10 protein-coding genes are annotated in these 15,180 nt (G+C 48.4%); 7 read left to right on the plus strand and 3 right to left on the minus strand.

Annotation, left to right across the window (positions count from 1 at the left end; translation table 11 throughout):
• Window positions 1-161: 161 nt before the first annotated feature.
• The 6 genes from NMU02_RS06700 to NMU02_RS06725 all read left to right on the plus strand — a co-directional run bounded on the left by NMU02_RS06700 (window position 162) and on the right by NMU02_RS06725 (window position 10,156).
• Entirely contained in the window at window positions 162-1,388 is a 1,227-nt protein-coding gene (locus NMU02_RS06700; RefSeq protein ID WP_255026789.1) for a DcaP family trimeric outer membrane transporter, read from the plus strand.
• Window positions 1,389-1,486: 98 nt separating this feature from the next.
• Window positions 1,487-2,665 (plus strand): tyrosine-type recombinase/integrase, encoded by a 1,179-nt coding sequence (locus tag NMU02_RS06705; RefSeq protein WP_255026791.1) that lies wholly within the window; start codon window positions 1,487-1,489, stop codon window positions 2,663-2,665.
• Window positions 2,666-3,026: 361 nt separating this feature from the next.
• Complete coding sequence (locus NMU02_RS06710) at window positions 3,027-4,748, plus strand: Mfa1 family fimbria major subunit (protein ID WP_255026792.1); 1,722 nt, start codon at window positions 3,027-3,029, stop codon at window positions 4,746-4,748.
• 125 nt (window positions 4,749-4,873) lie between these two features.
• Window positions 4,874-5,842, plus strand: a complete 969-nt coding sequence (locus NMU02_RS06715; RefSeq protein WP_255026793.1) for a FimB/Mfa2 family fimbrial subunit — start codon at window positions 4,874-4,876, stop codon at window positions 5,840-5,842.
• Between the two features lie 12 nt (window positions 5,843-5,854).
• Window positions 5,855-7,387 (plus strand): hypothetical protein, encoded by a 1,533-nt coding sequence (locus tag NMU02_RS06720; protein WP_255026795.1) that lies wholly within the window; start codon window positions 5,855-5,857, stop codon window positions 7,385-7,387.
• A gap of 45 nt (window positions 7,388-7,432) precedes the next feature.
• Window positions 7,433-10,156: a hypothetical protein gene (locus tag NMU02_RS06725; protein WP_255026797.1), complete on the plus strand. Its 2,724-nt coding sequence runs from the start codon at window positions 7,433-7,435 to the stop codon at window positions 10,154-10,156.
• 114 nt (window positions 10,157-10,270) lie between these two features.
• Here the strand turns inward: NMU02_RS06725 and NMU02_RS06730 are convergent, their stop codons facing one another.
• The 3 genes from NMU02_RS06730 to rd form a co-directional block, all read right to left on the minus strand.
• Window positions 10,271-11,389 carry a universal stress protein gene (locus tag NMU02_RS06730; RefSeq protein WP_255026798.1) on the minus strand — a complete coding sequence of 373 codons (1,119 nt, stop codon included), beginning with the start codon at window positions 11,387-11,389 and terminating at the stop codon, window positions 10,271-10,273.
• A 29-nt stretch (window positions 11,390-11,418) separates the two neighbouring features.
• Window positions 11,419-11,682, minus strand: a complete 264-nt coding sequence (locus tag NMU02_RS06735; RefSeq protein WP_255026799.1) for a DNA-binding protein — start codon at window positions 11,680-11,682, stop codon at window positions 11,419-11,421.
• A gap of 200 nt (window positions 11,683-11,882) precedes the next feature.
• Window positions 11,883-12,047 carry a rubredoxin gene (gene rd / locus NMU02_RS06740; RefSeq protein ID WP_255026803.1) on the minus strand — a complete coding sequence of 55 codons (165 nt, stop codon included), beginning with the start codon at window positions 12,045-12,047 and terminating at the stop codon, window positions 11,883-11,885.
• A 154-nt stretch (window positions 12,048-12,201) separates the two neighbouring features.
• Between rd and NMU02_RS06745 the strand changes: the two genes are divergently transcribed.
• Window positions 12,202-15,099 (plus strand): PD-(D/E)XK nuclease family protein, encoded by a 2,898-nt coding sequence (locus NMU02_RS06745; RefSeq protein ID WP_255026804.1) that lies wholly within the window; start codon window positions 12,202-12,204, stop codon window positions 15,097-15,099.
• The last annotated feature ends 81 nt before the right edge of the window (window positions 15,100-15,180 follow it).

The raw sequence follows: 15,180 nt of genomic DNA on the forward strand, positions 1-15,180 counted from the left end.
AGATATTTTAGGAAATCCGCCTTTGGAGTTACACCGATTTCTTTCGTAATAAACGGCAGATTATCTTTACAAAATTTATTTTTTCTATAATTTACCAATGCCACTTTACAGCCGATATAAAAAAAATCTTACTTTTGCGCACGATTAACAAGAGTATACACATGAGGAAACTTTTATTTTTTACAGTTTTATTACTGACTGTGATTAATGGTTACGCACAAAAAAAGAACTTCAGTTACAAATTTTACGGTCAAATACGAACAGATTTGTTTTACAACAGCCGTGCAAATGAAGAAACCGTCGACGGACTATTTTACATGTATCCTAAAGACAAAGTTTACGACTCAAACGGGAAAGACCTGAATGCGACAGCCAACGGCAGTTTCTATGTATTATATTCCCGTTTAGGGCTGGATCTTACAGGACCTGCATTAGGAAAAGCCAAAACATCCGCTAAAATAGAGGCCGATTTCAGAGGTTCCGGAACATCTTTTTCTACCGTTCGTTTACGTCATGCTTATTTTAATCTCGATTGGGGTAATTCGGTATTGCTAATCGGCCAAACCTGGCACCCCTTGTTCGGCGAGGTATCGCCCCAAATACTCAATTTATCGGTAGGAGCGCCTTTCCAGCCTTTCAGCAGAGCTCCCCAGATACGATACCGGTTTACTAATAAAAAAATACAATTTACCGGAGCGGCTATCTGGCAATCACAGTATCTCTCGGTCGGACTAAATAATGTAAAAAGCCAAAATTACATCAAATATAGTTGTGTTCCCGAATTTTATTTCGGCATCGATTTCAAAAACAAACACTGGTTGGCCGGAGTAGGCATCGAATTGCTCTCCCTTAAATACAGAACTCAATCTACGGTAAACAACGGTATAGAAAAAATATTTAAAGTAAACGAGCGTCTCACTTCCGCATCGTATGAAATACATGCTAAATATACGAGCGAAAAATGGTATATCGGCGCCAAAAGCATACTGGGTTCTAACCTTACCCAAACTTCGATGCTGGGTGGATTCGGTATCACATCTATCGATAACCTTACCGGAAAGCAGGAATATACCCCGCTACGGAATTCAAGCTCGTGGATAAATATTGTTTACGGGAGTAAATGGAAACCGGGAATATTCGCCGGCTATATCAAAAATTTAGGAGCCCGTAAACCGGTATTTCAAGTTTTCGGTACCGGCACCGACCTCGACCGGTTGATAACAGCCGGAGCCGAACTCACCTACAATCTCCCCCACTGGAGATTCGGACTGGAATATACCTATTGTTCGGCAGCATACGGCACATTAGATAAATCGAACGGTAAAATTATAAATCCCCGTTCGGTAGCTAACCATCGCATTATCGGCGTCGCCCTGTTTTTGTTTTAACAGTCGGCGAAAACATAGAGCAAGTTCGCTAAGTCATGCTGTTTTTTTAGATTAATTCGCACCGGTAAAGCGATTAACGATTGTAACAGATGACTAATATGAAGAATGAAAGCAACCTGAATTATCCCCTGCCTGATATATTAAATAAAATAATCGATAGTAAAAAAGAATCCGGAAAATTACGTACAGCGGCAAACTACTTGGCGACGGTTTCCAAAGTAAACAAATACATAGGAACGGATACACGTAAATTTTATTTACGCGACATATCCCCCGAATGGGTATCGGGATTTGTCGACTGGCTCCACCGGCAACATCCCGGCAAACCACAAACTGCCGATTTTTACGTTCGCAACACCCGTGCTCTGTATAATCAGGCCGTCAAACTGCTGGTACACGACCAACATCTACGAGTCAATCCGTTCGAAGGGATCGCAATTAAAGGCATACGCCGTTCGGGCAGAGCCCTCTCACAACGGGAAGTACGAGGATTACTTTCCACCAAGCTGCGTTGCCGGCTCAGCCGCTCACAGAAAGAAACACTCGATCTTCTACTTTTTATGCTTTATATGCGGGGAATGGTATTTCAAGATATTTTCAACTTGCGCCGTAATGCGGTCGACGCTCATGGGCATATACAATATTTACGCAGTAAAACCGGTATTCCGATCAACTTCATCGTACCGCCCGAAGCATTGAAGATTATGAATGACTACAGCCGTATCAATTCACCTTATGTTTTTCCCTTCCTACATATGCACCATAAAATAAAAGAAAAAGAAATCGGCGAAGAATCCGCATTACGTCGTGTCAACCGGCATGCTCTCGCAATCGGTGAAAAAGCGGGACTCTCTACTCCCCTCACTACTTACGTAATAAGACATACTTGGGCGACACTGATGCTCGAAGCCGGAAAACCGGTCGAACTCATCAGCCAATGCCTGGGACATACTTCTATACGTACCACTCAAATTTATCTCTCGAAAATTTCTATTCATAAAGTCGATCGTGAAGTAGAGGATATGGTTAATCTGATGTTGAGAAACGGAACAAAACGACCCGGAAGCCCAATCGGGAAAAAGAAAATCGATAACAACATAAAAAACAATGAGAAAAGCCGGAGTGTAAAACAAGAATATGACAAATCAAAATCACATACCCATAAGTTGAAAATCGTTTTATTATTAAAAAAAATTGTCTCTTTCTTTGTAAGAAAGAGACAAGCTCAGCCTCTCAGTTTCGGCGCGTTATATTTACTGCGCAAAAATAGAGTTTAAAGGTGTATTAAGCAAATAATTAAGAATATTTTCTTGATTTTAATTTATATAATTATTTTCCAAAAGGAGAATATCTGTTGATATCTGTTTGTTTTTATGAAAATAAAAGGTTTATTATCAGATATATAATAAGGCAGTTTTTATAGTGTCTCTTTCTTACAAAGAAAGAGACACTATAAAAAAAGAGGAAATCGGCACCGGAAAACCAGCGTTTCATGACTCAATCGACACTCGTGCTGTTCGCAGCTATACGAACCGTTTTTCAAATCGATATACTCCTCCGGCATCCTGTCCCGGGAGATAATTTCCCGACCGATACATTTATCAATCTTTACTATTTATCACTTAATAACTACCAATTATGAAACATTTCAAGCATTTATTTTTTGCGGCTTTGTCCGTATTAACTCTGGCTTCGTGCAGCCAGGAAGATCAACCTGCGGCCGACGGCCCGGGTGCGGTTCCTTTAGGTAAAGACACGTACGCTTCGTTCAGCTTCCGTATCGAAGGCAACCAACCTCGTTCCCGAACCGCCATGGAGGGCGCCGCAGGTAAAGATGACAACACGGTCAGCGACGGCCGCCTGCTTATTTTCGATAACGTGACGGGCCTTTTGCTCAACAATGTCGCCTTTACGGTCACCGGCGCCGCGACCGACCTGACGGTACAAACGACTTCGGGTCCTCGGCGTATCTACATTGTGGCCGGGGCAACGAGTGATAAAACGCAGATTACCGGTCGTCTGGCCGGCCTGGCCGAAAATACGGCCCTGTTATCCGATTTCTACGCGCTGATGAGCGACCAAAAATATACGGGCGCCGCCGCCGGTGATACGGATATGGGCGAGGGTTTCAAAGAATTGCCGGTATCGGGGAAGTTCGTTATGAGCAACGTAGCCGACCGTAACGCCGTGAAAACGCTGCTTCCGGGCATCAGCAAGGAACAGGCCTCCGGAGGTACGGCCGAGGACGCCGACGTGAACCGCTTTAACTTCAACGTGCTGCGGGCCGTGGCCAAGGCCGACCTGAAAGTGGCGCTCAAAGGCACCGAGAAAGCGACCGCCGACGGCATATTCAAACTCAAGGACGACGTATGGTACGGGGTGCGCAACATCAACCGCTCCACACTATACGTACAGCAGTATATCAACGATAACGTAGATGCGGGCATCGACAACGCGGGCATCGACCGGGATATCCGCCCCTTCGCCGCCTTCTATAACGCCTTCGACGGTACCTCCGAGAATGACATGAAGCTGCAGGCCACCTTTACCCCGTATTACTTCGGCGGATACGCCATTAACGGCACCGACGCGGCCCATACCACCTTGTCGGTTACGGGGGGCACTCCCGTGGTAGGTCCCACGGTATTTATCAGCGAAAACAGCAACAACCGGCAGGTACGCGGCAACACCAGCTATTACGGCATTACCACACAGGTAAGCAGCATCGCCCCCGACGACATCGCCGGCACGATCACTCTGACCGACATCGGTCTGATCCGTAATACGGCCGCTACGACCGGGTATGACAATACCACGGGCGACAAGAGTTTCTGGCACATGCGCGAAGTTCCGGCCGACGTCCGGGCGAAAATGGATAACGGCATTAAGGAACGGTGGGTGTTTACCGACGTCGACGCGGCTTTCGAGGCCATGCGTATTTTCGTGAAAGTATCGGCTTCGATCACCCTGACGACCGCGGGATTCACGCCCACGGACGATTTCACCGCCACCGACCTGAAAGAAGCCTACCAACGGGCCACCGGCACGATCTCCACTCCCGGTACCGAGCTTAACGCCACGGACGCGGCCATCGTAGACCGTTACCTGGGCTATTACGCCAACGGCTTCAGCTATTACCGGCTGAATCTCTACGAAACGGTCGCCGGCGCTAAACGGCACTTGGTACGCCGCAACAACCACTATGGCGCCACGGTAACCTCTTTCGCCACTATCGGCGATCCCACCGAGGGCGATCTGGACAAAGACCCCGACAAACCGGTGGATGCCGACCTGACCAATGTTACGGCCGTTATTACCGTCATGCCCTGGTACACCGTCGATACCGAAGACGACTTGTAATGACTTCTTCGTCACCACTTCCCGATCCCTGTCATCCTTCGGCAGGGCCTCGGGATGACAGGGCTAAAGTGAACGATCACCCTAAAGTAAAATAAAGCAAATCTGAAAAGGAAAGAAAACAAAACATGAGAAAGATAGGCAAATGGATGTATATACTACCGCTGGCAGCGATCCTGAGCGGTTGCGTCTTGGATGACCTGTCTCTCTGTCCCCAAAACACCGGTCTGAGCCTGAGCCTGTCTTACCGGACAGGCGGGCAGGCGGCCGGCAAACTGCCCATCGAACGGGCCGACCTGTTCGTTTTCGACTCCCGCGGGCGTTTCCTCCGTACCCTGACCGACCGGCAGGGGCCTTTCACGTCCGACCGCCGCTACGAGCTGGAACTTCCCCCGGGAGACTATACCGTCGCGGCCTGGGGCAACTTGCAAAAAGACCTGAGGGTATCGCCCGATCCTTTCGTGCCCGGGATGACCACCCTGGAGGAAGCCTGTATCCTCCTTTCCGGACTTAGCGTTTCCGGAAAAGCGGATACAGGCCTCCAAAGAGTCAGCGGTCCCGAAAAATTCCTCTACCACGGCCGCACCGGAACGCTGCGGGTCGAGTCGGGGAAAAAAACCGGCGGCGTCATCCCGCTCTACCGCGATACCAAGGTCATCCGCCTGCAGGTGCGTTACCTAAAGCCCGACGGCAGCCCCTGTGACGAAGCCCGGCCCTATCCCTACGCCTGTATGTTGGCGGCCGACGGGGGACTGAAGTTCGACAACTCCTACCTGCCCCTTCCGGCTTTCGTGCTGGAAAATTCAGGCCGCAACGAGAACATTCCCAACGGTTTCGACGCGGTCTTCCACAAGATGACCCTGCGTCTGGACGAACCGCAAGAACCGGAGATCATCCTCACCGATCCCCGTAAACCCGGCCAGGTCATTTACCGCGCCGGCCTGACCCAATGGCTCAGGGGAACGGGATACGACACCCAGGAAGCCCTCGATAATACCCATGAGTATGTCGTGGAACTCCGTTTCGCCTGCACCCATACCACCGTACGCATTTTCGTCAACGGGTGGGAATACGTCCCCATCGACGAAGACATATAAACCGATACACGAATGAAAACCCGTACACATCCCCGCGTAAAATCAAGGAAGAGACCGTTCCCCAAAAGGACGGCCGCCCTGTTGCTGCTGCTTCCGACGCTCTGCCTGGCTCTGACAGGATGCCTGGTGGAATCCTATTCAGCGGCCGGCGAAGCCCCGGCGGGGGAGGAAACCGTGCCGGTGACCCTGCGGTTGATTACTCCCTCGGGGGGGAACCCCTCCCGAGGCCTGACCGCCGAAGAGGAAGCCCGGGTGAGCAACCTGTACGTCTTCTTCATACGAGAGGGGGACGGCACCGTGCACTCGGTTGTACCGGGCGAGGAGGCGGGCGCCGCCCCGGGCGAGGGCAAAACTTTCACCGCCCGGCTCGAGGTGGCCGGCAGCGCCGGACAGGAATTCCGCTGCGTGGTACTGGCCAACGCCGCCTCCCGGCTCTCGACCGATAACCTGAACCTGTACAAGGGGAAAACCTATGCCGAAATACAACGGATGCTCCTCAGCGACGAAATTACCGGCCCGCCCCTTACCCGTAGCGAAGGCTTCATCATGTGGGGCGAAGCCGCCGATCGGGTCGCGGCCTCGCGACGACCGCAAAAGATCACCGTGGGCCTGACCCGGGCCCTGGCCCGGGTAGACATCGGTCTGGGAGCCGACCCCGACCATTGGAACGGCAACGATGCCGGGGGACAGCCCATCCCCTTCCGGCTGAAGGGGATATATGTCTTTAAACCCAACGACCGGTACGCCTATATGCCCGTCGAGGGCGCCTTCGACCCCGGCCTGGGGCGGGTAACAGTCCCTTCGACAGCCGGCCGCCCCGCCACCGTGCCGTTCCGGTATGCCGTACCCGAGGGGGCGACCGCTTTTACCTCCTCGATCTACCTGCCCGAAGCCGACATTATACAGGGAGGCGCCGGACAGCCCGGCGACGCGAACCACACCCGCCGCTGCGCCCTGGTCGTACAGGGCTCCTACGATAACCATCCCGACAGCTATTACCGTATCGACTTCCGCAACGGACAATTACTCTGCGACCTGCTGCGCAACCACCGTTACCGGATGAGCGTCACCTCGGTCTCGGGAGACGGCGAGAAAACCCCCGAAGAGGCTTATGAGAGCCGCACGGTAAACATCACCGCCACCGTGCTGGCCTGGAACGACTGGTCGCAAGACGTCATCTTCGACGGGGTAGACCACGTATATGTGGAACAAAAAAAGATACTTCTGCCCGGTAACGCCGGCATCGAAGCGGCCATCGCCATCGAAAGCAACGTGGAGCCCGCCCAATGGCTGATGAGCCTCGACGGGGTAAACTTTACCGACGCTTCGATAGTCTCGGACGACGCCTTCGAAGTGACCAAACCCGCCCTGAAAGCCGGGGGAAGCCTGCGGATAAAAACCAAAACCCGGTTGGCCGACTCGCAAGAGAAAAACGCGGTATTGACGGTAAAAATACACCGCCTGGCCTTCGAAATCGCCATCGAACAGCGACCGGACACCCCCGAGGACTGGACCGACGGCGACAATTTCGACAAAGATTTCTGAGAAAAGCCCGACAATAAAAAAACGACAACCCAGCAACACCACGATATGAAGACTTTACATCCTTTCTACGCCCTAAGGGCTGTCCTGCTTTGCCTCCTGCTCCCTGCCGCCTTCGGCGGATGCACCCTGGAAGACGCCCGGCTCGAAGTCCCGGCAAGCGGACGGGTATACACCGTCAGCTACTCTTTCGAAACGCCCCTCTCGCGGGCGGCGGCCACCGGTCCCGAAAAAGAGGTAAGAGACGTGGCCGTCTTTTTCTATAAGGCCGACGAGGACCCGGCCAACGAAAGCTACATCGACTGCCAGTCGGTTACCGTACCCGAGGGCGGCGGAACGGCCGGAAGCTTTCCCCTGCCCTTGCCCCCCACCATCCTGCAGGGCCAAAAGTACCGGCTCCTAGTCATCGGCAATTACAAAAAATACGCCCCCGAAGGCAAGAGCCTCACCCAATACGCCGCCGATTACAGCACCCGCACCTACAGCAAGATGAAACAGGAGATACAGGGGCAACTCGCCTCGGACATCGCCCGGGTAACCGCCCCGTTGCCTTTCTACGGCGTGTTGTTGGGAAAAGACGGGGAAGAGACCACCCTCACCGGACCGGCCCCCACCGACACCGACCTGGGCGTATCGGTGAAATTCAGCCGTGCCGTCGCCCGGTTCGACGTGTCGAACCTCGTAGCTGACCGCCTGAAAATAGAATGGGTGAAGGTATGCAACTACCGCAACAAAGGATACTTTTATCACGAATCGGCCCCGGCGGGCGATATCGTGCGGGGTACCTCGGCAACGCCCCCGTCCCCGGGAGACCTGCCCCTCGGATATGTCGACGCGCCGGATCCCACAGGACTACCGGGCAGCCTGCGGCAAGACCTCAACGGAGGCGGGCTGTACGCCTTCCCCAATATCGTCTCGTACACCGCCCAGGACGACAAGCAGACCACCTGCCTGATGATAGCCGGCTATTACCAGGCCCCGGGTCAACCGGAAAATACTACCCGACTAACCTATTACCGCGCCAACGTAAGCGACAACGGCAGCGGACAGTTCCTTAAACGAAACTACGTGTACACGCTTACCATCGGCAACGTAAAAAGCGAAGGTGCCGAAACGGAAGAAGGCGCCGTAAACGAAAAAGAAAAGCTGCTCGACTACGTGGTGGACGACAGCTGGGAAAGCGAAAGCGGAAGCACCGTAACCGACAACACCGGAAACTTTCTCACCCTCTCTCGCACCTCGGTCGTGCTGGCCAGCTCGGCCGGATCCTCGGAAGTTATTAAGGTATCGGTAAAACAAGGAACGGGCTGGAAACCTGAATGGAAGAATAACCCGGACAATGCCTTCCGCTTCGAGCGGGTGAACGATGAGAGTTTCAGCATCATCACCAATGGAGACAACAACGAACTCTTTACCCGAAATGCCGCCCTGACAGTCAGCGTAACGGAAATTTCCTCTACCGTATCGCTCACGATAAACGTCATACAAATGTCCTCGATCAACGACCCGCAGATGCTCACTGTAGAAGGCCGTTCGGGCGACTTCGATTATACCGTGCCCGGACAGGGAGGAATCGTATCCCTGCAAGTAATTACCGGAAGCGCCGCCTCCCGGTGGAAGGCCGAGGTAGACAATAACCTCGTCACTTATATCAACGAGTTCACCCCCGAAGGCTCGAACAGCGGCTCTCTAAGTCTCACTTTCCTGGCCAATACCGAAGGAGAGCGCCGGGGAACGGCCACGGTAAGACGGTATCTGGCCGACGGTACCCCCGACAACAACGTACCCCCCGTGCACGTCACCTTCGTACAGGCCACCAGCCCCTACAAGGTCACTCTCGTACCCAGTTTTCTGGGTCGGCTGGAGATAGACGGCTTTACCTCCCGGACAGGTAGCCAAAACGGGGTCTCCTACTCACAGCGCTTCAACGTCATCCTGGCGGACCCCGTGAACTACACCTTCAAAGCGACCTCTACCTTCAATAAAAACTCAGACGCCTTTCTGAGCCTCGACAATCGGGATGACTCCCAAACCGCAGGCCCCCTGCAAACCTCGAAGACGGACTACAGCATCGTAACGGGAGAAAGCGGGCAAAACCTCTTCCTGAACGTGTTCCGCACCGGACCCGGTGATAGAGACATCGAAGGGGAAATCATTGTCACGGCCGTACCCAAACCGGGCACGAGCCTCTCGGAATTTACCGTCTCGCAAAGCGTCGTCATCAAGAGCGGGTGCAAGATCGGCGATATAAAAGCGGGCAACCTGCTTTGGGCCGACCGCAACGTAGGGACCATGCCCCGCGGCCCCGGCGGTTCGCTGGTAGGGCTCAACTACTCGAACGACCCCCTTAGCGACGACAACGGTTTACAGAATGGGAGTTATAAAGGAACCTATCATAGTTTTTTCGAGGCCCCGAACGAATGCGCCTCCTTTGGCACCAATATGCACTACGAAGGCGACCTGGCTACCGGATGGAGAGTACCGTCGAATGCTGAACAGGGCTCCATAGCCGGCAGGATGCTTTTCAGCAAACAAAGGGCCTTCGCTCTCTCAGACAACAAGATCGAAGGAAATGTCGGTTGCTGGTTCCCTTTATCCGGTAGTAGTGATTCTCCCAAAGAGATAAAAGGCATCTATTGGTCGACTGATAGGATGGGTACCACCGGTGGTTACTTCTTAGAATTACAGATAAGTTCTGCGGTTACTGCTGGTGATTATTACTCAGACGGAAAAGGACGATCCGTACGTTGCGTCCGGGATATAACGCCATGATAAGGAAATAACAACAAAAGAGGGTACCCCGGCTTACCGGGATGCCCTCTTTTTCACCCTTAGATTTTCTTAAAATTCACTCCGCCCCGGTCTCACAACTACAGGCGAGACTTTTTACGAAGGAATTACCAATAATGGGGTATCGGCATGGAACAACATCTTATGCGCGATACTCGGATTAAATAACCGGGCGAATATATTCCGCTTCCGGTTTGTTATGGTCAGAATATCTATTTTTTCGGAACGTACCAGTTTTTCTACCCCATCGAGGAAATTATTATTATCGATAATGGTATAATTGGCTTCCCGTCCCGGATAATGTTTTCCGAAATATTCTTTTATACCGGCGAGTTTTATTTCATTCCAGGTATCCGGCTTAGCCGACATGTGTACAAAAGTTATCTTAAACTTATAATCACCGAAAAGTCTCATAAACGTATCGAGAGCAATCAGATCCTGCTGGTCGAAATTGGTAAAGAAGGCGATATTGTTTACCTCGTCGAGCATCGAGAAAGATACATTTTCGGGGATGGCGAAAACGGGAAACTTCGCAAAATCAAGAACTTCCGCCGTTACGCTACCGATAAGATCGAGCTCCTTCTGGTCTTTCCCTCTTGTACCCATAACTACCAGGGTAGGCTGGTATTCTCTACAATAATGATTGATCTCATCTTCGGGAATCCCTTCCCTCAGGGTATAATCGAACTTCACATCGGCGAGCAAGCCGTCTTTTATTTTCTGGTGAAGCATTTCAGAAAACAATTTCATATCTTTTTTTACCCGTACTTGTACCTGTTTCAGAGCTTCATCTTCGGTAACCTCATAAGTAAAGGTATCGGTTACAGGAATCGCTCCGGGGAAATAAGGACTGAAATATACGTGAAGTAACATGACTTTCGCATCGTGATTTTTAGCGAAATCGAAGCCTATCTGACAGGCTTTAAAAGAATAATCGGAAAAGTCGATAGGAATAAGGATGCGTTTTTCGTGTACAGCAGGAGCATCGGGCTCGGCCTCTTTTTCATTGAAGATAGAATATTGCTCGAGGATTTGAAGTGCATGAGGCAAATCTTTTTCCCGTATTCTTACCCGTACACCAGACGATATAACAGGCTGTATGAGATTTACATTCTGGATAGCCACGGGAATATTCTCGCTTTCAAGGATACCTTTGATTATCTGAGCTTTCTCGTAGGTGTAAATGGCTATTGTAATTAATCTGTCATCGTCCATAATGCATTATTTTTAGCGTTTATATTCATTTATTCGGCAACCGTATTCTCTTCTTCGAGAATCTTCATTGCCATGTCATATATCTGAGTATTATCGAGAACTACAATACCGCCTTCGGGACCCGGTTCGATGTGCAAACCACAGTTTTTACCATATTCATAATTATTACCACCGAAGTAGTTTCGTACGGTCTGTACGGTTACATTCAATTCATCGGCTATTCTGTGCATCGAACCATCAGGCAAGCAATCTTTAATACGGCGAAGTTCATTAAATGTTATTGTCTTAGTCATAATAGTAATGTTTTTAATGGTTATACCTATGGTTAATTTTATACGCCTAATATAGGCTCAAAAATCGGTATTTCCAAATTTTACCCTGTTTTTTTTAAGTCGGAGAAAAGTTTTTTCCACCCGGCTTTTAACAAATCCACTCTTTTTATAAAGTTCGCCGGCCTGTAAGCATACAAGACCGGCGAAAGGAAAAAAAATAATTACTCGTTTACAGGTTCAAACTCGTCTTTACCCACCCCGCATATAGGGCAAACCCAATCATCGGGGATATCTTCAAATGCGGTTCCCGGTTCTATACCGCCATCGGGATCTCCTATTTCGGGATCGTATACCCAGTCACAAACAAGACAAATGTACTTTTTCATAATCTTCGCAGTTAAAAAATTAATTTATAGTATAACAAGTTGTGTGTATTTATGTTTACATTTAAAAACAACCTCCTATTATATTAAATAGCCGTCGAGTTGGGCATATCGGTTATTTTTCGTAAACTTGTAACGTAATATAACGATTGTCCGCATGGAACCTTTCCTGTATCTCATCGCCCGTAAATACTATCAAGAGTATAATGGCGATCTTTCAGAAATAGCATTCATATTCCCCAATCGCCGTGCCGGGATATTTTTTCAGAAATACCTCGCCGAAGTTGCGGGAAAACCTATTTTCTCTCCGGACATCTTTACGATCAACGACTTTTTCCAGAAACTGTCCCCTTATCGTCCGGCCGATCGTATCAGCATGTTATTTATTCTATATAAAGAATACGGTAAACTCGGTCATTCCGACGAATCGTTCGATGATTTTGTATTCTGGGGAGACATGCTTCTCAATGATTTCGACGACGTAGATAAATACGTCGCTGATGCCCGCCAGCTTTTCCGAAATATTAAAGAACTGAAAGAAATTGACGAATCATTCGACTATCTTACTAAGAATCAAATAGATGCCATAAAACAATTTTGGAGCAATTTCAATCCCATAAACGAAAGTAAGAAAAAAATTGAATTTTTATCGATTTGGGAGATACTTTTTTCTCTTTACAGTAATTTCAAAGAACGCCTGAAAGAAAAAAAACTGGCTTATGAAGGAATGATTTTCCGGGATGTAGCCGAAAAAGCGATGGCTGGAAACTTACCGGATACAGGATATAAAAAAATCGTTTTTATCGGGCTAAACGTACTTTCCCGTTCCGAAGAAATCGTTATGAAAAAACTCAAGGATCGTGGCATTGCCGATTTTTATTGGGACGATGCTTCTCCGTATGTAAAAGACAAACATAATAAAGCCTCCTATTTCCTTTCGAAAAACAGAATCCTGTTTCCCTCCGAATTAGAGATCGATATTACCGGCGAAACCGGGCATCGGCAGCACATCGAAACAATCGGAATACCGTCGGCAGTAGGACAAGCCAAACAAGCCGGTGAAATAATAGAAAATCTTATCCGGGAAAATAAAATACCGGATGTAAAAAAAGCGATCAACACAGCAATCGTTCTTCCCGACGAACATCTGCTGTTACCGGTTCTGTATTCCGTGCCCGGTGAAATCGACCCATTGAATGTGACAATGGGATATACCCTCTCCAACACACCCGTAGCCGGGCTGATCGAATCGATATTCGATTTGCAGAAACACCTAAAAATGCAAAAGGGTAACGCCGCTTTTTACCACCGCAACGTACTCTCGTTACTTTCGCATCGTTACATCATGCTTTCGGGCGAAAAAGACATATTCGCATTAAGCAACGATATAAGGCGATATAATAAAGTATTTATCGATGCAAAAGAATTAGAGATAAACGATCTTCTGAAAAAAATATTCGTCCCGATATACGATATCCGCCAGGCTGCCGAATATCTTTTGGATATTCTCGAATATATGCAAATGAATACAGATCCGGATGAAAAGTCCGAAGCTTCGGACTATACTTCTTTATCGCCACTCGAAAAAGAATTTTTATACCATTATTATATTACGATTAACCGGCTGAAAGAGGTTATTACGGAATATGACATCCCGATGAACGTACCTACTTTTTTTCGGCTTGTTACGAAAATGACCGGAAATATATCAATCCCGTTTCGAGGAGAACCTTTATCGGGACTGCAAATTATGGGTGTTCTCGAAACCCGGGCTCTCGATTTCGAAAATCTGATCGTATTATCGGTAAACGAAGGCATTTTCCCGATACGAAAAACAGCGAATACCTTTATTCCTTATAATCTGAGAAAAGGATTCGGCTTATCTACGACAGAGCATCAAGACAGCATTTACGCTTACTATTTTTACCGGATGATTTACCGGGCCAAAAATATATTTCTACTATACGATACCCGCACAGAAGGTACCGAAACCGGAGAAATGAGTCGTTACCTTTATCAGTTGAAATATCATTATCGGTTACCGATAAAAGAAAAACTGATTACCTACAATATTTCGGTAAATGATGCAGCTCCCCTTGTCGTAACGAAAACCGGGCCGATCATGGAAAAGTTACAACGCTTTCTCGAAGGCGGAGACAAGGCTTTATCCGCCAGCGCTATAAATATATACATCAATTGTCCTTTGCAATTTTATCTTAAATCGGTAGAAAGAATACAACCCGACGACGACGTTTCGGAAAATATCGAGGCCAGTACTTTCGGAAGTATTTATCACAAAGTGATGGAATATATATACCAGAGGTTACAAGGGCAATTGGTAACGGCCGATATTCTCGAAAAAATACAAAAAGATGAAAAATCACTGACCCGTTTTATAGAAACCGCTTTTGCCGAATGTTATTATCAAAAAAAAGAACCGAGTGCTCTTACAGGGCAGAATTTTTTGGCTGGTGAAATCATCCGGAAATATGTAAAAAAAACACTGACTGCCGATCGTAAACTGACTCCTTTCCGTTATATAGAGTCAGAAAGGCTGATAGAAATGGAACACGATTTCGGCGGGACAAAAAAAGTGCGGTTAAAAGCATTTATCGACCGCATCGATGAAAAAGACGGAACTGTAAGAATCATCGATTACAAATCGGGAATAAGACCGGGATCCGGAGCGAACCGAGAAATAACGTTTAAAAGTATCGACGAATTATTCGATCCGGAAATAAAAAACCGGCCCAAAGCCGTAATGCAGGTATTTATGTATGCCATGATGTACAGCCGCTTGCAACCGGGTTACCGTATCGAACCCGGAATTTATTATTTGAGATCGTTGTTTGAAAATAAATTCAACTGGCTTATTTATTACAAACCCGAGCGCATCTCGGAAGCCGTACACGACTTCGCCCCATTCGATAAAGAATTCGTATCTTCTTTTAACAAATGTCTGAATCGGATATTCGACCAAGAAATCCCCTTTACACAGACTCCTCATACCGAAATATGCGAATACTGCGAATTCGCCTCAATATGTAAACGTTAAAAAATAAAATCTTATAGGCTCTAAAAAATGAAAAAGTAAAATAAGAGAAAAAAAGGATTATCCGACCTTTTTTATTTTTAC

It is taken from the genome of Coprobacter tertius (assembly GCF_024330105.1).
GTDB lineage: Bacteria > Bacteroidota > Bacteroidia > Bacteroidales > Coprobacteraceae > Coprobacter > Coprobacter tertius.